We start from the raw sequence: 20,912 nt of genomic DNA, 5'->3' as shown, positions 1-20,912 counted from the left end.
TGTTGTGCTTGTCGTGGAAGGCCGGGAACCCGGCGTCGAACGGGCGCCGGCCGGCTGCGTCCGGGACCGACGGCCACCGCCGCCCCATGCGGCGCTGGAGCACGGCCACCGCGACGTAGTCCGCCCTCCAGAGGAAGTGTCGTGATCGTGAACTTCGGCAACAGCACCGTGCCCACCCGTCGACTGCGGATCGGTCTGCGGGCCGACGCGTCGCCCAGCATCGGCGGTGGGCATGTGATGCGCTGCCTCGCCCTCTCCGAGGAGTTGCGGCGGCGCGGCGCGGAGGTGTTCCTGCTCGGCCGGGCGGCGAGTCCGGCCTGGCTCCGTACGCAGCTGACCGACCAGGGTCTCCCGGTGGTCGCCGGACCCGACGATCCGTACGAACTGACCGATCTCGCCCAGGACATGGGTCTCGACGCGATGGTCCTGGACTCGCACACGCTGCCCCCGGAGTGCTCCAGGGCACTACGTGGCGCAGGAATCGTGGTCGCCGCTGTCGTCGACGGGACCGCCCGGGCGCAGGAGGCCGACCTGTTCGTCGACCAGTCCCCTGGTGGAGACGACATCACAACCACCTTTCCTGAGGGAGCCCGTCGGCTCGGCGGGTACCGCCACGCCCTGATCCGCGGCGGCGTCCTCGCCGCCAGGCGCCATCCGGAGCGCCGTGCGACCGGCCCTGCGACACCTGTGCACGTGCTCTGCTTCTTCGGCGCCACCGACCCGTACGGCGGGGTCCCGGTGGCTGTCCGGACCCTGCTCGCGACCGGCGCACCACTGCGGCTGACCGCCGTGGCCGCGGAACCCGGACTCGCCCGAGCCGTACGGGCGTTGTCGGCCCGGGGCGACCAGCGGGTCCGGGTCATCGAGCCGGTCGGTCAACTACCGGAACTCGCCCGCACCGCGGACCTCGTCGTCACGGCGGCGGGCAGTTCCGTACTGGATCTGCTCTGCATCGGCTGTGCCGTCGCGGTGGTGACCGTGACCGGCTCCCAGCAGCCCGCCTACGAGGGAGTCGTCGGTGACGGCCTGGTCGTCGGCCTGGGAAGTCTCGAAGGGCTGCGGGCGAGCGGAGCCGCCCTGGACGAGGGCGTCGCCGTCCTGCGCCGCCTGCTCACCCATGCGGGTGAGCGTGCCGAACTCGCCCGACGGGGAGCCTCGGCGGTCGACGGGCAGGGGTGTTCCCGAGTCGCGCAGGCCCTGGTCGCCCTCGTCGGCGGCTCGCAGGACTGAGCCTGCGCCGGGCGGCCCGGGCACGGGAGTGCGAGGGGCGAGGGATCATGGGGCGGCGGCATGGTCCTGCCTTCCCGGCAGCGACCCGTGGTCGATCTTCCCGTTGCCCGTCAGGGGCAGCGCGGCCAGGCGCACCCATCGCTTCGGGACCATGTCCGCGGGCAGGGCGGCGATCAGGTGGTCCCTCAGGTCATCGGCGTGCAGCTCCTCGGAGGCCACGTAGTGGGCCACGAGTTCCGGACGGCCGGTGCCGTCGGAAACCGAGACCGCGCAGCTCTCCACCCGCGCGTGCCGACTGAGCACGGCCTCGACCTCGCCGAGTTCGATCCGGACGCCGCCCACCTTCACCTGCCGGTCGGTGCGGCCCAGATAGTGCACGCCGTCCTCGTCGATCCGGGCGAGATCCCCGGTGCGGTACAGCCGGCCGGTGGGCGACCCCGGGTCGATCGTGTCGCGGAAGAAGGCGCCGGACGTCGCCGCGGCGTCGCCCACGTACCCGTGGCCGACCGGGCGGCCTCCGACGAAGAGCTCGCCCGCCTCGCCCGGTTCGGCCGCGTCCCAGGCGCCGGTCTCGGTGTCGTGCGCCAGGACGTACAGCGTGGCGTTGGCGATCGGCTGTCCGACGGGCAGCCGGTTGCGGCCCAGGTCGGCTTCGGTGACCACATGGTGGGTCACGTCGTCGGAGCACTCGGTGGGCCCGTAGGCGTTCATCAGCAGAGCGTGGGGCAGCGCGGTCAGGACGCGTTCCGCCAGGCTCGGCACCAGCTCCTCACCGGTAGAAATGAGCCAGCGCAACCTGGGCAGAGGGGTCCGGCCCTTGATCCGGCCGGCCTCCTGGACGAGGGCGGCGATGAGGGTGGGGACCGTCTCCGCGACGGTGACCTCCTGACGTTCCAGGGTGCGGAAGATCCGGCGGGGGAACAGCATGGCGTCGTCCGGGAAGATCACGACCTTGCCGCCCACCAGCAGGGGGGCCAGCATCTGCCAGACGGAGATGTCGAAGACCAGGGGCGCGGTGAAGGCCATGGTGTCCTCGGCTGTCAGGCCCAGGGCCTGAACCTTGGCCCGGAGATGGTTCATCAGGCCGGTCTGGTCGACCACCGCCCCCTTGGGGCGTCCGGTGCTGCCGGACGTGAAGATGACGTACCGCGGGTCGCCCTCCCTTGCCCCGGGTACGGTCGCCCGATCGGTCCCCGGGTCATGGGCGCGCACGGACAGTCGCCCGCCAGGGGTCTGTCGCCCGTACTCGACGACGTAGCGGCTGCCGCTGCGCCGCAGGACGTCCTCGATCCGTGCGGCGGGCCAGGCCGGGTCCACCGGTAGGTAGAGCGCGCCCAGCTCCTCCAGTGCGAGGAACAGCGCGGCGGTGTCCGAGGAGCGGAAGCCGGCGCAGGCAACGACATCTCCTGCTCCGCACCCCCGGGAGGCAAGCAAATTACGTATTTCCAGGACCCGTTCGAAGAACTGCCCATACCCGAGGGTGCCCTCCTCCTCGACGAAGGCAGCCCTCCCGGGCTCCTCCTCGGCCCGTTTCCTGACCGAGTCGAAGACCCGCCCGGCCGTGTCCACGGGGGCCGGGTTGGCCAGTGCCCGCCGGGCCGCGCGCTCGTGGGCCCCGGGGGCGAGTTCGAGGGGCTGCAACGGCGAGGGCCCGGGCGGGCGGTGGACGGCACTCCGCGGGGGGTTGATCCGGTCGGTGTCGTGGAAGAAGCCCGGGACGTCGACGGTGAGTCCGCGCTCCACCGTTTGCTGGTGGACGAAGTACCCGAGGGCCAGATCGAGCACTCCGAGCCCGAACGGGGAGAAGACCACGGGGCGGTCGTCCGGGACGTCGAACGCTCCGGTCAGTACGTCGCACAACGTCCCGTGCAGAAAGCCGCGGTCCCCGGTGCGCTGCTCGGTCAGATGGACCGAGGTGTCGGCCTGCAGTACGTGCTCGATGTCGTCGACGATGTTGACGCTGCGGAGAATGACGGCCGGGTCCAGGTCCCGCAGCGAAACGTTGAGGACGGTCGGGTTGTGCTCGAACCATGTGGGATCGCTGAGGTAGGGCTCCCCCGCAGTGGTGGCGAGCACCACGAGGTCGGAGCCCCTGATGAGCTGCTCCGCCGTGTCGTGGACGGTGACTTCGCAGTGGGTGGCGCGGAGTTGGGCGGCACGAGCCTCGGCGTACGGCCGCTCCAGGTCGTACACGCCGATCCCGGCGAACTCCAGTTCCGTCGCCGCGAGGTACTCGTGGATGTAGCGGGCTATCAGGCCGACGCCGATGAATCCGAGACGCAGCGGCTTGCCGGAGCGGCTCAGGCAGCGGGCCGCGACGGCGGCGGAGGCCGCTGTCCGCGCGGCGCTGATGATGGAGCTCTCCAGGCAGGCGAAGGGGTAGCCGGTGGCGGCGTCGTTGAGGACGAGGACGGCGGAGGCGCGCGGAATACCCGAGTCCAGGTTGCCGGGAAAGCTGGAGATCCATTTGAGCCCGCTGACCGGTTCCTCGCCGCCGAGGGCGGCGGGGAGCGCGATGATGCGGTCCCTGGGGCGGTCGGGAAAGCGGAGGAAGTAGGAGGGCGGGTTGGTGGTTCTCCCTGCGCCGTGCAGCCGGTAGGTCTGCTCGACGAGGTCCATGACCTCCTTGTGCCGGCCGTCCACGACCGCGTGGACGGTGGCTCCGGAGATGACACTGAAGGTGGGCAGGGTCCGCTGGGTGTCCATGGGTGATCTCGTTCTCTATGGCTGGGCGGTGGGTGGCGGTCAGCGGACGCTGGGGTAGTTGGCGGCCAGCCAGGTGTCGTCGTAGATGGTGTCCACGTAGCGTTCTCCGAGGTCCGGCGCGATGGCCACGGCCACCAGCTCCTGGTGCGGATCGTGAGCGTTCAGCCATTCCCGAGCGCCGTGGACAACGGTTCCGGAGGAGCCGCCGAGGAGCAGACCGCGCTCCGCGAGCGTGCGGCACATGCGCACGGTGTCCTCTTCCTCGACCAGTTGCACCCCGGCGTACAGGGCCGGCTCGACCAGCGGCATCCCCTGGCTCGCACCGAGACCCGGGATCCGGCGCACGCCCGGGGGACCGCCGAAGTTGACCGACCCCACCGTGTCCACGGCGACGACCCGCACGCCGGGGTCGTAGTCCTTGAAGTACCGCGCGCACCCGGTCGCGGTGCCGCCCGTTCCGGCCCCCACGAACAGCACGTCGAGGCCGGGGAAGTGCTTCGCGATGACGGGAGCCGTCGACTCGTAGTGCGCTCGGCAGTTGGCCGGGTTGGTGTACTGATCCAGCCAGAGGTACCGCGGGTCGGCCGCGCACAGCTGGCGTACGCGCTCCTTGCGGGCGGCCAGGAAACCTCCTTCGGGTTCGGCCTGATCCACCATCACGACCTCGGCCCCCAGCGCCTTCATCAGGCCGAGGTTGAGCGTCGTGCACCGCGGATCGGTCACACAGACGAAGCGCAGTCCGGTGCTGGCCGCCACCATGGCGAGCGCGACGCCCAGATTGCCCGACGACGATTCGAGCAGCACCGAGTCCGGCCTCAGGTCCCCGTCGATCCCGGCCTGCTCGATGAGCCTGCGGGCGGTACGGAGTTTGACGGATCCGGCGAAGTTGAAGCCCTCGCACTTGACGTGGAGATGGAGACCCAGAATTTCTCGCAGGTCGACGTATATCCCTGCGTCCAGAAGCTGATGAGGGCGGGATACGGAGATCATGGTCGGTCCTCCTGGCCTCTCACCAGCTGCGCTGACGTTCCATCAGCATCATCTGTGCCGTTGTGTCGAGCAGCTGACTGTTGTTGATCATGATGGGTGCCGAGGAGAGATCGCGGATGATGCGCGCCACGGAGAAGGGGCCCTCCTCGGAGTAGCCCGCCATACCGCACACCCGCAGGCTCAGATACGCGATCTCCAGGGCGGTCTCGGATGCCGCCACCTTGAGGGAGTTGGTGTGGACGCGCTGGCCCGCCGTGGGCTGGGCACCCTCGTCCAGCAGACTCTGCGTGCGCCCCGCCATGTCGGACAGCAGTGCTTCGAGCGAGGCGAGCCGCCACCGCGCCTCGCCGAGGGCCTGCCGTACGGCATCCCCGCCACGCCGGCCGGCCGCCCGTCGGCGGGACACCTTGACGGCCCTGCTGACTGCTTCACCGGCGAGACCGAGCCATACACCGGCCCACAGCGTGTGGGTGACCGGAACCATGGTGGCGCCGGCGACATCGGCGAACGGGTCGCCAAAGACCTGCCCCCCGGGAACGGCGGCGGTGAGCCGGAATCCGGGACTGCTGGTCCCTCGCATGCCGAGCGGGGACCAGGTGCTCTGCCGCTCGAGGGCCGCCTGCTCCCGGAGCACGGCGACGAGCACCTGGTCGTTCGCCTCCGCATCGGGGCTGCGGCGAGCGGTCACCTGGAGAAGGTCCGCCGCGGCCCCGTAGGACACCGTTGTGGCGTCCTTGGACAGGGTCACCGTCCCGCTGTCGCCGGAAAGGCCGACGACGGCTGCCGCGCTCCTGCGGATGTCCCCGCCGCTCGCGGGTTCGCTCGTCGCGGACGCGATCAGCCACTGGTCCGCCACTGCGGTCCGTGCCAGGTCCAGAAGAGCGGGAGCGCCTCCGTGGTGCCGGCACAGACAGGCCAGTTGCCCCTGGTGCATGGCCCAGATCATGGCGGTGGAGGCACACCCACGAGCGATCCTCCTGGCAACGGTCACCAGTTCGTGGACGCTCAGCCCTGGACCGCCGAGGTCGCGCGGTGCGACGGCCGCCAGGAGGTTCTGTTCCCTCAGGGCGGCCAGCGCCTCCACCGGCAGGCGAGCCCCCGTATCGACGTCTCGCGCGTGATCGGCAGCCGTGTGGGCCACGGCGTCCACGGAACTGATGAGCCGTTCCCCGCTCGTGGGGTCCGACTCCTCGAGCGCGGCTATCGCGGCACACATGTGTCTGCTTCTTCCCTTGGATGCCGGAGGATTTCGATGATGCGACAGCGAGGATCTCTGACGCGATCGCAGATGTCGGGATATCGCCGGCTGCTAGCCGACAAGGCTGCGGACCGCCGCGGCTATCGCGGCAGCCGAGGAAAAGGCTTCCCGGGTCAGCAGCTCGTCCGGGAACTCCACGGCGTACTCCTCCTCCACTGCGACGACAACCGCGACGCTGGACAGGGAGTCCATCCCGGCCTGCCACAGGTCCGCATCGTCCGACAGTGGACGTTCTGCGTCGATGCCGGGAACCTGCTCCCGGATCAGACGGAGGATCATCTCACTCGAAACTGTTGGGGTGTGCGCGACCATCGACGCCGGTCCTTCCTGGGGAACAATTCCGGAGAGCCCCCTGAAGGCGTCTCCCATAACTGGTTCATTCGTCTGCGTGCATGCCATCGGGAACTCGGAATCGGTGCCGGTTGCGCCCGTGCACTCTCATTCCCGCGCGAGGAACAGGCCGGGCATCCCGCTACTTGACGGGGAGATGCCGTGCGTCACTCGCTTCGGCCACACGCCGCGTGGAGAAGAGACGCTCGCTGAACGTCGATGTCCACGGTGCCGGCTTGCCCTCGAGGTGACCGTACTCCACCAGTACGCTCCGGTCGGCGGGACGAACGGCGTCCAGCAGTTCACCCGGCACGGTGCCGGGATAGAGCTCCTGCGTGTAGTGGAGCGCGTAGAACACGCTGTCCTGGCACCCCAGTTCGGCGACGCGTTCGGCCACGTTCCGCGCCTGGTCGGGCGTGCAGCGGCTCGCGGCACAGGCGACGTCCATGAACTTGGAGAGCATGAGATCCGTGCCGAGGGCGATGTAGTGCCGCGCGTCGGCCTCCTTGTGGAGATGAACGCACAGATCGACGATCTCGTCCTCCACGGACAGGCGACGGGCGGGCACCCCACACACGACCACCGGCACCGATCGAGCCAGGAAGGCCATGGTCCGCTCCTCGCCGCCCGGGCCTGCCGACGGAGTCAGGTCATGACAGAAGTCGACCTCGACCCATTCCACGTAGGGGTCGGTGGACGGCTTCATATAAGGAAGCGCGTTATTGACGTTCAGTGACCAGAAACGGCGGGTGCCGCGGCTGAACTCTTCGACCTTGGTCCCATCTGCCGACAACTTGCCCTGACTGTAGCCGAAAGAGGAAAGCGCCGACCCGAGAGCCGCCGCATCCGCTCGCGTCATCAACAGGTCGATGTCCTGCATACGCCGCAGGCCGGCCTCGGGATACAGCCGTTCACCGAGCAGTGGGCCCTTCCGTAGGGCGTAGGGAATCTTCAAGGACTCGGCTGCCTTGAGAATGACGGCGAACTCATCTCGCAGAGCCTCGTTGCGGCGACGGTTCGCCTCGTACGCGGCGGTCAGTACCCACCGGTAGGGGATGGTGTCGAACTCTTCCTCGGGATGCTTGAACAGTCGGAACCTATTGACGTTGTAGCCCACAAGAGGAAGCACCTTGTGCCGCGCCGCCTGGTCGATCAGCCATCCCCAGTCCAGCTCGCCACGGAGCTCCCTGAGGCGATGACGCAGGAACTCGGCCCTGTCCGGAGACAACCACGGATCTGACAGCAGCAGCAGAGTTTCCGCCTGCTGATCGAACGGTGACCCATGGTTCGTCATGGTGTGACCCCAAATGAAGTGTAGATACAGGGAGTTGAGTGGGACCAGCCAGAGGGGAGGGACCTCAGCCACGGCATCGGCGCCGATGCCCGCTGCCGCGCCCGGACCGCACAGCACACAGCAGCCGGCCGAACCGGCAAACACATCGGCCACCTCGACCCGGGCCGCACAGGAGCAAGTCGTGGGCCCTGATGGGCCCTTGACCCAGCTCGCCCGAAGGAGATTGCACAACAGCGGTGACCGCCCGAAGCCTCGTCAACCAGCCGTCCAAGCGGCGCGGTCACCCTTCGCCGCGATCGATGCGCCCCAACGTAAGCACCCTTCCCAAGCCATGTCTAGACCAAATCGGTGACGCTCCGAACGCCCCCCATGACTCATCGCCCACAGCTGTGTTGTGCGTCACAGGCCGCTTGACAGATGGCCGCCTGATCCACAAGCTCAACCCTCATTGGTCTGTACCAGCAAGCGGCGGGGGGACTCATGGCTATGCCATGTGCAGCAGCTGAGAGCATGTGTCGATCACTCGGCAAACACCTAACAGGTGCTGCGGAGCGACCGAGTTGGGTACAGACCGGCCATGCCACCGCATGGCTCGGCAGCGGCACCAGCTTTCCGCCGGCACCGCGCTCCGCGGCCACCGCATCGACGCGAGCAACTCACCGGACACTCTGACCGCCACTTCGTGCCGGCGCCCACCTGCGCCGTGCGTGCGGAAAGTGCCCGAAGGACGAGCCTTCCAGAGCTGTGCCGGACGACGACGTCCGATCCGGGGACCAGGTGAACGATGGCGAGTCGGCGCACAATCATGCGTCCGGCCCCGGCCGGCCTCACCCAGGCCTTGCTCGCGCCATCCGCTCTTCCCTCGACCGGATCCCCGCGGAACGCTTCGCAGTCCGAACCGACACCCAGCACCAGGAAGCCGCGGCGCTCTGCGCAAAAACGCGCACCGCACCGCAATCGAACGGAATTCCCATGGCAGAAGCAGTGAAGCGTGGACAGGTTCGGATGCAACCCTCTACTTTCGTCACCCATCCGCCTCACGTGACGGTTCCGGATGACAACCGACCGTTGGTGGCACCGATCTACCAGTCGGCAAAGTTCACCTTCGACAGCGTGGAAGAAATCGAGAGGCAATTACATGGCGAACGTGAGGGGTTCTGGTACTCGCGAAAAGCGAATCCCACGCTACGGCAGTTGGAGCTCACTCTCGCGGGGCTGCAAGGCCGTGAGGACTGCCTGCTGACCGCATCCGGCGCGGCGGCCGTGGACCTGACCATGCTCGCACTGTGCCGGCAGGGCGATCACGTGATCTTCTTCGCCGAGATGTACAAGCCGACCCAGCACATGATCCGCCGCGTACTGGGGCGTTACGGTGTTCGCCACACGCTCCTCTCCATCGATGACGTCGATGAAATCGAACGCACACTGGCCGGCGCCTCGACCCGTCTGGTCGTGTTCGAGAGTCCGAGCAATCCCGTACTCAAGGTCGCGGATATCTCACGCATTACGGAACTCGCCAAGAAGCATGGCGCGCTGACATTGCTCGACAACACGTTGGCAGGCATCCACAACCACGGACAGTTCGATGTCGACGTGTTCGTGCACAGTCTGACGAAATACGTCTCCGGTCACGGGGATGTACTCGGCGGCGCCGTCATCGCCGATCGGACCATCATCGATTCGCTGCGCACCGACATGGCAGTGTTCGGTGCGTCGCTCGACGCCCATGCCGCATTCCTGATGCAGCGCGGACTGAAAACCTACTTTCTTCGCTACGAGCGCCAGTGCCAGAACGCGATGGCCGTGGCGGACTACCTTGACTCCAGGCCGGAAGTCTCGTCCCTACGCTATCCGGGGCTGAAATCCCATCCGCAGCATGACTTGGCATGCGCTCAGCAGAAGGATTTTGGTTCGATGATCGCGCTCGATCTCCAAGGCGGTCCGGAAGCGGCGCGGAAATTCACCGAATCACTCAGCCTGTTCTCGATCAGTGCGAGCCTGGGTTCGACGGAGTCCTTGGTTCTGGCGCCACAACTCCTGCAGCCACGAGATTTCGACGCCCAGCAACTCTCCTGGTCGGCGATCACGGATTCAACGGTGCGCCTGTCGGTCGGCGTGGAAGACGTCCAGGATCTGATCGCCGATATCGAACAGGCACTTGCCGCCGCCGGGGCCCACACGTCGTAGCGTGGTTCAAAGGACAGGTAACACATGATTGCGCCCGAGGAGAGCTCGTACTGGGAACGGGCTTGCCAGTTCTTCCGCAGCTCAGGCTTCGCCGAATCGGAGGGAAGCTACTTCATCCACAACAAGAACACCGAGGCCGTGAAGATCGGCGTCAGGCGCCAGGTCTCGGTTTCCGTGGGCGATGGGCACATCAGCCACACCGTGGCCGGGCAGACGACGATCGTTGACACCTCACGCTCCGGTGGGTCGATCTTCAACATCGCAGAGAATCACCTGCGGAAAGACGCACCGTGCTTCTTCATCGTGAGTCCTGATATTCATAGACGTTCTGCCGACCACAGTATTCCGCTCGTACATCTCGTGCAGCCGGTCCTGGAGTTCACCTTCTCCCCCGGCCGGGCAAATGGCGAGGTCACTTACGCGCAGAACTCCATCGGCCGGCAGCAAGGAAGCACCATGCTGTCCATCTTTTCGGAGCTGCCGATGCCGGTTCATGCGCATCAAGCCGGCGAGCTGAAACCGTTCTCCGAACTGGCCGTCGGATGGGTCCCCGACGAGGATGACGACAGCTTTCTGAATCGTCTCGGAGAGGCGGTCAGCATCCTGCAGGAACACCCGGACGGCAAGATGGCGCTGACCCGTGCCTATGAACGGGAGTCGGCAACGACACGCAGTCCTTTCGAACTGTACGAGCTGCACGCCCGCAGGAATGGTGCGTACGCGTACAGCCACTTTTCATGCATCCGGGAGAACGTCTTCTCTCTGGGTACCACACCGGAAAACGTGGTCGAGATCAGCGACAGAACGCTGTCGGTGGACGTCGTCGCCGGGACCTGCCGGTCCGGGGAGAGCGACGCCTATCTGGCCAGGGAACTCCTCGAAAATCCGAAGCAGATCAGAGAGCACAGGTCGTCGCTCAAAAATCGCCGGAACCGCTTCGCACCCTTCTGCGAGGACGGTTCGGTCCATCTCGTTCAGGAGATGCGGGTGAAGAAGCTCCGCAATGTCTGCCACCTTCACTCTACATTCACCGGCGAGCTGTTGCCCCATGTATCCCTCTTCGAGCTCATGGGGAGCATTTTCCCCTTGTTGGGCGCCCGCCCGAGGGAGCTCCTGGCCGTCGCCGACCCCGAGTCAACGCCCCACCGCTATTACGGTGGAGTGGTGGGACATCTGCACCGCGGTTCCGGTGGCTGTTTCCTGAACATTCGTAATGCGTTGCTCAAGGAAGGCTCGATTCACGCCAAGGTCGGGGTCGGCGTCATCGCGGAGTCGGACGCGTACAGCGAGCTGATCGAGACCAGGGACAAGCTGTCCGGCCTGCTGGAGGCCATCCAGTTGTGGGAGGAGCCGGTCCCGAGCGAGACCTGAGCCGGCAACCGGGAAGAGACCCGTCGCAGGTCGCGCGGGGCGCGAGCTTCACCGAGTGCATTCATTGGTCCACATGCCTAGCCGGGTAGCGTTCTGGGCTTTATCTAAAGGGAACCGAACATGTCGCACACCTTGCCCATATCCAGTCTCGCGTTGAATGGTGGCGAGAGGACACGAACGGCAGAATGGCCGACATATGATAAGGGCTACGTCGACCTGGACCATGGAGATGAGTCCGCCGCGCTGCGAGCAATCCGGAGTCGGCGCCTCTTCAGGTATGACAACAGGCCGCACGGGGAGACGGAAGTCGGTCAGCTCGAGAAGGAGCTTGCGGACTTCTTCGACGCTCCCTATGTGCTGGCATGCTCAAGCGGAACCACCGCTCTGGCCCTCGCGCTCATCAGCGCCGGCGTCCGGCCGGGCGATACCGTCGCCTGCCCGGCCTTCACGTTCGCTGCGACTCCCAGCGCGATCATGCTTGCGGGGGCGACGCCCGTCGTCGTCGAGGTCGACGAGGATCTGCACATGGATCCGGTGGACCTGCGGGCGAAGTTGACACCGGACGTCAAGGCCGTGGTCGCCGTGCACATGCGTGGCTTCGGGTGCGATGTCGAACGCCTGGTCAGCATCGCCGACCAGCACGGAGTGCCGCTGTTCGAAGACGCCGTGCCCGCTCTCGGAGTCGGGCTGGGAGGGCGCAAGCTGGGCACGTTCGGCAAGGCGGGCGCGTTCAGTACGCAATCCGACAAAAGCATCAACACGGGGGAAGGGGGCTTTCTGGTCACCTCCGACCGCGACGTCTTCGAGCGGGCGGTGGTGCTCTCCGGAGCATACGAACAGCAGATCAAACGGCACACGGACCCGTCGCTACCCAGCATCTCCGACCTTTCGCTTCCCATCTTCAGCTTCCGCATGGACGAGATCCGCGGAGCCATGGCCCGGCATCAGCTCGCCGGCCTGGAGAAGCGCGTCGCCATTTTTCAAGATAATTATCGGTATGTCGCGTCGCAGCTCGACGACGTGAAGCCTATCTGTCTGCGTCAACCGGTCGCCGAGAATGCGTTCCTGGGCGAGTCGCTGATATTCCGGATACCCGGGGCAACTGATCAGCAGGTCGGCTGGTTCGTGCGGGCCCTCAACGCCGAAGGGATCGGGGCCCGCGGCCTGGGAGACGACTCCCGCCCGAACAACCGGTGCTTCTGGAACTGGAGATTCGCGTTCCCCGATGTGACTCGGGAGGAGACCATGAGGCGTCACCAGAACAGCACGACCTTCTTGAAGGAGACGATAGACATTCCCATGTCCATCGCTCTGACGAAGGCTGACTGCGACGACCTCGTCACGGCGATCACGAAGATCTGCCACGCCTACGGCTGAGCCCGCACCCGGGTGCCCGGCCAGCCGGCGGAACCGGAACCAGGAACATCCTCTTCGAGAATAGGGATCAACGGTGTTCGATGTTGCAGGAAAAGTATGCGTGGTCACGGGCGCGGGACGCGGAATTGGATACGCGATCGCCATGGCCTATGCAACCAACGGCGGGAAGGTCGTCGGTGCCGCGCGAAGTATCGATGAGCTGGTGAAGCTCAAGAAGGATGTAGAGAGCGTCGGCGGTGAAGCCCATGTGGTGAAGACCGACGTGACGGAGAGGAGCGAGATCGACGCGCTGGCCGCGGCTGCCGTCGAGAAGTACGGCACCATCGACGTCTGGGTCAACAACGCCGGTGGCTTCGTGGACGGCTCGAACTGCGACTGGATCGATGTCGAGCCCGCCGCCCTGGAAGAGATGTGGAAGCTGAACGTCTCTTCCTATGTGTTCGGTGCGCAGGCCGCCGCCCGCGTCATGCGCGCCGGCGGCGGGGGCGGGTCCCTGATTTTCCTCAGCTCCCTCGATGCCCTCAATGCCTGCCCGGGCGGCGAAGGAGCCTACGGTGCCGCCAAGGCCGCCATCACCCACATCATGCAGACCATGGCCGTGGAGCTGGGACGCTACAACATCCGAGTCAACGCGATCGCGCCCGGCCTCGTGCAGACGCCGCTCATCGAACCTTTCCTGACATCGCCCGAAATCATCGAGAAGAGGGCGCAGCTCTACCCTCTTGGACGGATCGGCCAGCCGTCCGATGTAGCGAACGCCGCGCTCTACATGGCATCCGAGGCGTCTTCGTATGTTTCCGGCGCAACCCTGCTGGTGTCCGGCGGCGCTATTTTCAACTCGGATCCGATCCGCTACCTCCAAGCTCTCGCCGCGAAGTAGGAAGGGCGATGGCGGATTTCGACGGACTCCACAACCTCAAGAACCTGTTGGACAGAAACAATGTCTCGCCGGACAAGTGGGTGGAGACGAGCCAACCCGGCTTCTCGGGCGCTCGTATCTACAAGCAGGCCTACGGCGGAGAACGCTCCCACGTGGTGAAGATGACCTCGGCCCGCACCGACTGGATCATGCGAGCGACATCGGACGAGCGGTGCAGGGAGGCGGTGCTGGCCGGCGCGGCTCCCCTGCGCGTCGACCGCGTCGATTCTCCCGCCATCGGGGCGGCGCAGGACGGTCCCGTCTTTTCGATCCTGATGCGGGATGTCTCTGAATATCTTCTGCCGAACGAGGGGCTGACCCACCACCAGCTCGACTTGGTAGTGTCCGGCATGGCACGTCTGCACTCAGCGACGCCGCCGAACGAGTTCGATCTTCCTTGGTGTTCGGTTGAGAACCGTCTCACTCTCTTCATGCCCGATGCCGAGAAGCTCGCTCATTTCAGAATCGCCGACGACATCCTGCGCGGCTGGGAGTTGTTCTTCGAGCGCGTGCCGAGTGACATCGCGGATCTGGTCCGATCACTGTTCGATGACGTCAGCCCCCTTGAGCATGCACTGCGCCGCCTGCCGAACCGCTTTCTGCATGGTGACCTCAAACTGGACAACATCGCCATACGCCCGGATGGCGCCCTGTCGCTGATCGACTGGTCGATGGCGATGGCCGCCCCCGCTGCGGTCGATCTGGGATGGTTCTTGGCGATGAACTCCCGCACCTTGCCGATTTCACTCGACGAGACAATGTCGGCGTACCTGTCCCAGGCAAATATGGCAAGGGAGTTCCGTGAGATTCATCAGGCCCTGACGATTCTGTGCGGGCTGCTGATCCGGGGCTGGCGCAAGGCCTTGGACGCTGAATCGGGAGAGCCGTCCGAACTCCTCTGGTGGTGCGAACGTGCATCGAACGCCTCGAATGTACTGGGAGCGAGATGAACATCCCCTTGACGCCGCACGGGCAGCCGGGAACGCTGCTCGCGATCTGTGGCTTCGACGGCAGCGGAAAGTCCACGCTGGAGGCGGCTCTGCTGGCCGCGATCGCCCCGACGAGACCGTGTGTGCCCGCCTGGGCCCCGACGGAGTGGTGGCGGCAGGACCAGAACGTCCGCCGGAGTCTTTTCGGTGAGGGCGCCGGGCAGGAGCTTCCGGAGGAGGCCCTGCTCCACTTCAATCTCGCGGACTGCTACGCCCATCAGGCCGGCGTGATCGTGCCCGCCCTGGCCCGTGGGGAGGTGCTGATCGTCAACCGCTATCTGTTCGACATGCTGGCTCTGTTCGAGGCTCGTGGCATGACTCTGCCCGATTGGCTCCCGGGCGCTGTCGCCGGCATCGTCGAACCGGATTTCTGTTTCGTTCTCGACGGCTCGGCCGAATTGATCGTGGATCGCGTCGTACGGCGTGACGGAGTGATTCCCGGCCGGTTCGATCAGAGCGTCGAGTTCACTGCGAGCTACAACGCGGCGCTCAGGCGCATGGCCGAGGGGAACCATCTGACGGTTCTGCGAGCGGAAGACCGTCCCGACGAGATTCTGCGGCAATGCCTGGACGTTCTCGACGAAGAAGTCTCGTTCACCGCACCACACGGATGACCGGAACGTGGTGAACAACCTGGACCAAGGGCGGGCCACGTTCGCCGGTTCCCATGAGTGTGCGCATTTGTGCAAGGGAGTAATGACATGACTGTCGCCACGCCGGCATGGCCTGAAGCCGGCCCGCACGACGCCCTGCGGCAAGCCTCGGCCCTGGTGCCCGTTCTCAGGGAGCGAGCGGCGCAGGCCGAGCAACTTCGCCGCGTGCCGTCGGACTCGGTCCGCGACCTGCGCGCCTCCGGTCTGATCCGTATCGGCAATCCCGACAGATTCGGCGGTGTCGGCCTCGACATCGACACGGCGTTCGCCGTCTCCCAGGAGCTCGGACGCGGCTGCGGCTCCACAGCCTGGTGCTACGCGGTGTGGGTGACGCACAACTGGTGGCTCGGCCAGTTTCCCGAGCAGTGTCAGGAGGAGTACTTCGCCGGCGGTCCGGACACGCTGTGCTCGAGCGCGCTCAATCCGGCGAACGGCACGGCCGAGCGCGTCGCCGGAGGCTTCCGCGTGTCCGGCCGCTGGACCTTCTCCAGCGGTGTGGACGCGGCGGACTGGGTCATGGTGGCGTGCGGTGCGGCCCCTGACGACAGGCAGTGGCTGCTGCTTCCACGTGTCGACTGCGATGTCGTCGACACCTGGTTCGCCTCCGGACTGCGGGGCACCGGCAGCAACGACGTCGTCGTGCGCGATGCCTTCGTTCCCGAGCACCGCACGATCAACCCGTATCGCGTGGGTGACAGCGACCGCACCGGGTGGGAGCTGCACAAGCGGGCGAGCTACGGCGTCCCTTTGAAGGTGTTCACCGAGTGGGCGTTGACGGCACCGGTCATCGGCATGGCGCAGGGTGTGGTGGACGAGTTCACTTCACGGGCCCGACGCGGCGGCGGTCCCGGCCGAGCAGCGGACTCCTCGGCGCCGCGGCTCCGGCTGGCCCAGGCGTCCGCCGAGGTCGACACGGCCCGCACACTGCACCGCGCCGACGTCCAGGAGATCCTGGAGCGCGCGGGCAGGGGCGGATCGTTCTCGCCCCTCGAACGTGCCCGCTACCTGCGGGACGCGTCCTTCACCGTCAGCCTCTGCATGCGTGCCGTCAACCGCCTGTACGAGGCGAGCGGTGCCCGGGCCATGCTGGACGCCGAGCCGATCCAGCGGCTGCACCGCGACGCCCACGCCGCCTCCCACCACCAGGCGCTCAACTGGGACGCCGCTGCCCAGCAGTTCGGCCGCCTGACGCTCGGCCCCGACTCCTGACAAGGCCGTTCCCGGCGCCCGCCGTGGGGAACCACCGGGGCCGGCAGTCGCCCGCGAACGCATCTACCTACCGGAGAATCTCATGTCCGACAGGCTCATTTCCTGCGACGATCACATGGACCTCAGCCAGCTGCCCGCGGATCTGTGGACGACACGGCTGCCCGCGTCCCTGCTCGACCGCGCGCCGCACGTCGAAGAACGCGACGGACGGCCGGTCTGGGTGTGCGACGGAAAGATCTGGGGCCGCTGGGTCGGAAAGCCGTCGCCCGGCGTGACCTCGGAGCGGCCGGTCAAGGCGGTCTATGACGCCTTCGACCGCGCCGGCATCCACGACCCGAGCCCGCGCCGTGCGGCCGTCGCCGAGCTGCGGCTCGCCGACATGGACCGCGACGGTGTCACCGCTCAGGTGATCTACGGTCCGGTCCACCAGATCTCGACCGGTGATCACGAGCTGCGCGCCGCCTGCTACAGCGCCTACAACGACTGGCTGATGGAGTTCTGCCAGGCGGCGCCCGAGCGGCTGATCGGCCTTCCGATGCTGCCGGAGACGCCCGAGGGGGCGCTCGCCGAGCTGGAGCGGGTGCGGAAGAAGGGCGGCGTGCGCCAAGTGGTCTTCATGGTCGCCAACATCGATCCCAAGCTCGACGACCCGGCCTGGGAGCCGCTCTGGCAGGCGCTCGAGGACAGCGGCATCATCCTCTCCTGGCACATCACGGCGTTCGCCAAGCCGAACGCGCGCGTCGTCGGCAGGGCGGCCAGCGTCTTCGAGAACACCAAGCTGTTCCTCGCGAACTTCGTCGAACCCTTCGTCGACCTCTTCGCCTGGGGCATTCTCGAACGCCACCCGGGGCTCAAGATGGTGCTGGCGGAGGGCGGCGCGGGGTGGCTCCCCTGGCTGGTTCAGGCTCTCGACCACCAGCACGACCAGCTCTGGGAGGCGAAGGAGTTCTGGGCGGACAAGGGCGGTGCCGAGCTCGCCACGAAGCCGAGCGACCTCTTCAGGCGGCAGGTGTACGCGACCTTCCAGGACGACCACGTGGCGATGGCGCTCCTGCCGTTCTTCGGTGAGAAGAACCTGCTGTGGGCGTCGGACTATCCTCACCCCGACAGCGTCTGGCCCCACTCGCGACAGGCGATCGCGCGGCAGATGGGGCACCTGTCCCCGGAGGTGCGCCGAAGGATCACGCACGACAACGCGGCCGAACTCCTGGGGCTGGGAGGGGCGTCGTGAAGATGTCGCCGCCCGGGCCCGGGACATCCTCCTTCGACGAAAGGACCTGACCATGCCGGAGCCGATTCGCAAGCGTGCCACTCTGGTCGCCTTCGAGGGAATCGACGGCTCAGGTAAGACGACGACCGCGAATCTCCTGATCGAACGTCTGAACGCTCATGGGGTGGGGGCCTCCCTCCATCTGAATCGCAGTCTTGGGCCCGTGCGCGACGCCCTTGACACCCTTGCGCGGGAAGACGGTTACCACGACAGATTCGACATGCTCGGCTCCGGCAGTGCGCAGTTCATGGGGGCACTGCTGAAATGGCGTGAGCTGTTCGACATCGCACCGTTGCTCGATCAGGAGAACCACGTTGTGGTGGTCGATCGATACATTTACACACAGCTCGCGCTCGCCCTGGCCCACAGGACGACGAATGACGCCCTTCTGAGGCGGCTGTTCGGCGCCTTCCCGACCCCCGACCTCGTCTTCTTCGTGGACGTGGAGCCGGAGGTCGCGGCGGAGCGGGTACGTAAACGCGGACGCGACGTGGACTCGCTCGACTTCTTGACGCGACTGCGTGACGGATATCTGTCCCTGCCGGAAATGCGACAGTTCCATGTCCTGAACGGTGGCGCGGCTCCGGACGCTGTCGTCGATGAAGCGTGGCGGCTGATCACGTCAAAGGGGGTCTTCCCGGTCGAACACGGCTGACAACGAGGCGGATCGGCCCTCGTGCCCCCGGCGGACAGGTCAACGCCGAATCCCCTCCTGCTGCTAAGCTTGCCCGCAGGCGCGAAGTAGGCACGTGTGCCCGGTATTTGCGAGAAATACACACCTCTTTGTCTGCGATTTCAGTCGCCCGAACCTGGTGAGGATCTCAGAGATGACCATGCCGACAGAGCGTTCTTCATGGGCGCCGGGGCGTGACGGCTATTACGGGGAATTCGGCGGGGCATTCACGCCCGAGGTGCTCCATGAGACATTCGCGGAGTTGCGCACGGCTTTCGACGACGCGCGGAGCGACCCGGCGTTCTGGGAATCGTACGTCGCGTTGATGTCGACGTACGCCGGCCGGTCGACGCCGGTGACCTACTGCGACAACCTCACGCGTACGTTCGGTGGCGCGCGCATCTACGTCAAGCGTGAGGACCTGAACCATACCGGGGCGCACAAGGCGAACAATGTCATGGGCCAGGGCCTGCTCGTGAAGCGCATGGGGAAGCGACGTGTGATCGCGGAGACCGGCGCCGGGCAGCACGGCGTGGCTACGGCGACGATGGCGGCGCGGTTCGGGCTCGCGTGCACGATCTACATGGGCGAGGAGGACGTCGCCCGCCAGCACCCGAACGTCTTCTGGATGAGGCAGCTCGGCGCCGAGGTGGTCTCCGTCACCGAGGGCACGCGGACACTGAAGGACGCGATCAACGCGTGTCTGCGTGACTGGGCGGAGTCGATGGACGACACGCACTACGTCATGGGGACCGTGTGCGGTCCGCATCCGTTCCCGGAGATGGTGACGTACTTCCAGTCGATCATCGGCCAGGAGGCGCGCGCTCAAATGCTCGACGCGACGGGCGAGTTGCCGCGCCGGGTCTACGCGTGTGTGGGCGGAGGCTCGAACGCTTCCGGCATCTTCACCGGCTTCCTCGACGACCCCTCGGTCGAGTTGGTCGGCGTGGAGGCGGGCGGCAAGGGAATCGACTCGGGTATGCACGCGGCGCGCCTCGCCGGCGGCGGGGGCCGCCCCGGAGTCGCCCAGGGCTACAAGACCGTCTTCCTCCAGAACGAGGAGGGGCTCATGCGGGACACCTATTCGGTGGCGGCGGGCCTCGACTACATCGGTGTCAGCCCGATGCTGGCCGACCTGCACCAGCGGGGCCGGGTGCGCTTCGAGTCGGCCACCGACACGGAGGTCGTCGAGGCGCTGCGCCTCACGATGCGGAGCGAGGGGATCATCCCGGCGCTCGAGAGCTCCCACGCGTTCGCCGGGGCGTTCAGGGAGGTGTCGAGCCTCTCCAGCTCCGACGCCGTCCTCATCAATCAGTCCGGCCGTGGTGACAAGGACATCTTCACCATCGCCGACGCCCTGGACGACCAGGGCTGGAAGGACTTCATCCAGCGCAAGAGTGCGGGGTACGAACGATGACGGTTGCTCAGAAGCCGGGTCTCGAAGGCCAACTGCGCCGACGGCTGGAGAAGAAGCCGCTCCTGCTCATGACGCACCTGGTGGTCGGCTATCCGTCCCTCGAAGCCAACTGGGCGATGCTCGAGGCGATGGACGCCGCAGGGGTGGACCTGGTCGAGCTCCAGATGCCTTTCAGCGAGCCCATCGCCGACGGACCGTCCTTCGTCAAGGCGAATCACGACGCGATCACCGCCGGGACGGCGTGGGACGCGTACTTCGATCTCGCGGCGCGCGCCTCGGAGCGGTTCAGCTTCGAGATCGTCTTCATGGGCTACTACAACAGCGTCTTCACCATGGGCGCGGAACGCTTCTGCGAGAGGCTTTCGAAGGCGGGCATGAAGGGGTTTATCGTCCCGGATCTGCCTCTGGAGGAAGCGGCTGAGCTGACCGCGGCGGCTCGTCGCCGGGAACTCGACCCGATCTTCATCATGACGCCGGCGAACTCCCCGGCCCGCCTGGCCGAGATCGGCAACCACGCCTCGGGCCTCGTCTACTGCGCTGCGCGCAAGGGCGTGACCGGACGGAAGACGGACCTCTCGGAAGGTGTGGCGGGGTTCCTGGAGAGATGCCGCACGGCGACGTCGGTACCGCTCGGGCTCGGCTTCGGGATCAGGACGGCCGACGATGTGCGGGAGCTGCGCGGTCTCGCCGACATCGCCATCATCGGCACGGCGGGCCTCGACGCGTGGGAACAGCTCGGCGCGGACGGCTATCTGCAGTACCTGACGGACCTCGTGGCCGAGACCGCCTGACGGCGGGCGGGGCGACACCCACAGCGGCGCTCTCCTGCGCCGGGGATCATCCGGCACGACCGAGATCCCCAGCCGTCATCTCCTTGACACGGGTGTGGGACCAGCCGTCACCTCCCGGACACGGGTGTGGGGGGGGGGGGGGGCGGCGCCGCCCCCCCCCCCCCCCCAAAAACCCAAACGGTTGTTGTTACGTCAGGCCCCCGGGGGGGCGCCCCCCCGCGGGCGGCCGAGGAGCGCCCGGCGGCCGC

17 protein-coding genes are annotated in these 20,912 nt (G+C 66.7%); 12 read left to right on the top strand and 5 right to left on the bottom strand.

Annotation, left to right across the window (positions count from 1 at the left end):
• Positions 1–141: 141 nt before the first annotated feature.
• Complete coding sequence (locus ACH4KB_RS23675; RefSeq protein WP_398067886.1) at positions 142–1,230, top strand: PseG/SpsG family protein; 1,089 nt, start codon at positions 142–144, stop codon at positions 1,228–1,230.
• Positions 1,231–1,275: 45 nt separating this feature from the next.
• On the opposite strand, the gene sbnB is transcribed toward ACH4KB_RS23675, so the two are convergent.
• From sbnB to ACH4KB_RS23650, 5 genes are all read right to left on the bottom strand, one after another.
• Positions 1,276–3,936, bottom strand: coding sequence for a 2,3-diaminopropionate biosynthesis protein SbnB (gene sbnB, locus ACH4KB_RS23670; RefSeq protein WP_398067885.1), 2,661 nt, complete (start codon positions 3,934–3,936; stop codon positions 1,276–1,278).
• Positions 3,937–3,975: 39 nt separating this feature from the next.
• Positions 3,976–4,926: a 2,3-diaminopropionate biosynthesis protein SbnA gene (gene sbnA / locus ACH4KB_RS23665; protein ID WP_398067884.1), complete on the bottom strand. Its 951-nt coding sequence runs from the start codon at positions 4,924–4,926 to the stop codon at positions 3,976–3,978.
• A gap of 19 nt (positions 4,927–4,945) precedes the next feature.
• Entirely contained in the window at positions 4,946–6,142 is a 1,197-nt protein-coding gene (locus tag ACH4KB_RS23660; RefSeq protein WP_398067883.1) for an acyl-CoA dehydrogenase family protein, read from the bottom strand.
• A 93-nt stretch (positions 6,143–6,235) separates the two neighbouring features.
• Positions 6,236–6,496, bottom strand: coding sequence for a phosphopantetheine-binding protein (locus tag ACH4KB_RS23655; protein WP_398067882.1), 261 nt, complete (start codon positions 6,494–6,496; stop codon positions 6,236–6,238).
• Positions 6,497–6,656: 160 nt separating this feature from the next.
• Positions 6,657–7,808 (bottom strand): nucleotidyltransferase family protein, encoded by a 1,152-nt coding sequence (locus tag ACH4KB_RS23650; protein WP_398067881.1) that lies wholly within the window; start codon positions 7,806–7,808, stop codon positions 6,657–6,659.
• A 744-nt stretch (positions 7,809–8,552) separates the two neighbouring features.
• Between ACH4KB_RS23650 and ACH4KB_RS23645 the strand changes: the two genes are divergently transcribed.
• The 11 genes from ACH4KB_RS23645 (at position 8,553) to trpA (ending at position 20,664) form a co-directional block, all read left to right on the top strand.
• The gene (locus ACH4KB_RS23645) at positions 8,553–9,995 is read left to right on the top strand and encodes a trans-sulfuration enzyme family protein (RefSeq protein WP_398067880.1); all 1,443 of its coding nucleotides are present in this window, start codon (positions 8,553–8,555) and stop codon (positions 9,993–9,995) included.
• Positions 9,996–10,019: 24 nt separating this feature from the next.
• Positions 10,020–11,366: a chorismate-binding protein gene (locus ACH4KB_RS23640; RefSeq protein ID WP_398067879.1), complete on the top strand. Its 1,347-nt coding sequence runs from the start codon at positions 10,020–10,022 to the stop codon at positions 11,364–11,366.
• Between the two features lie 120 nt (positions 11,367–11,486).
• Positions 11,487–12,743: a DegT/DnrJ/EryC1/StrS family aminotransferase gene (locus ACH4KB_RS23635; RefSeq protein WP_398067878.1), complete on the top strand. Its 1,257-nt coding sequence runs from the start codon at positions 11,487–11,489 to the stop codon at positions 12,741–12,743.
• A gap of 73 nt (positions 12,744–12,816) precedes the next feature.
• A complete protein-coding gene (locus ACH4KB_RS23630; RefSeq protein WP_398067877.1) occupies positions 12,817–13,623 on the top strand; it encodes an SDR family NAD(P)-dependent oxidoreductase in 807 nt (268 codons plus the stop codon).
• 8 nt (positions 13,624–13,631) lie between these two features.
• Complete coding sequence (locus tag ACH4KB_RS23625; protein WP_398067876.1) at positions 13,632–14,612, top strand: aminoglycoside phosphotransferase family protein; 981 nt, start codon at positions 13,632–13,634, stop codon at positions 14,610–14,612.
• Between the two features lie 8 nt (positions 14,613–14,620).
• Positions 14,621–15,265 (top strand): hypothetical protein, encoded by a 645-nt coding sequence (locus ACH4KB_RS23620; protein WP_398067875.1) that lies wholly within the window; start codon positions 14,621–14,623, stop codon positions 15,263–15,265.
• 87 nt (positions 15,266–15,352) lie between these two features.
• The gene (locus tag ACH4KB_RS23615; protein ID WP_398067874.1) at positions 15,353–16,513 is read left to right on the top strand and encodes an acyl-CoA dehydrogenase family protein; all 1,161 of its coding nucleotides are present in this window, start codon (positions 15,353–15,355) and stop codon (positions 16,511–16,513) included.
• Positions 16,514–16,595: 82 nt separating this feature from the next.
• Positions 16,596–17,744 carry an amidohydrolase family protein gene (locus tag ACH4KB_RS23610; protein ID WP_398067873.1) on the top strand — a complete coding sequence of 383 codons (1,149 nt, stop codon included), beginning with the start codon at positions 16,596–16,598 and terminating at the stop codon, positions 17,742–17,744.
• Positions 17,745–17,796: 52 nt separating this feature from the next.
• The gene (locus ACH4KB_RS23605; protein ID WP_398067872.1) at positions 17,797–18,438 is read left to right on the top strand and encodes a dTMP kinase; all 642 of its coding nucleotides are present in this window, start codon (positions 17,797–17,799) and stop codon (positions 18,436–18,438) included.
• A gap of 172 nt (positions 18,439–18,610) precedes the next feature.
• Complete coding sequence (gene trpB / locus ACH4KB_RS23600) at positions 18,611–19,873, top strand: tryptophan synthase subunit beta (RefSeq protein ID WP_398067871.1); 1,263 nt, start codon at positions 18,611–18,613, stop codon at positions 19,871–19,873.
• Positions 19,870–20,664, top strand: coding sequence for a tryptophan synthase subunit alpha (gene trpA / locus ACH4KB_RS23595; protein ID WP_398067870.1), 795 nt, complete (start codon positions 19,870–19,872; stop codon positions 20,662–20,664). The genes trpB and trpA overlap by 4 nt, the downstream gene beginning before the upstream one ends.
• Positions 20,665–20,912: the final 248 nt, after the last annotated feature.

The organism is Streptomyces sp. NPDC017520 (assembly GCF_044329855.1).
GTDB lineage: Bacteria > Actinomycetota > Actinomycetes > Streptomycetales > Streptomycetaceae > Streptomyces.
Note: the sequence above shows the minus strand (reverse complement) of the source record. Positions and strands in the feature narration are given on the sequence as shown.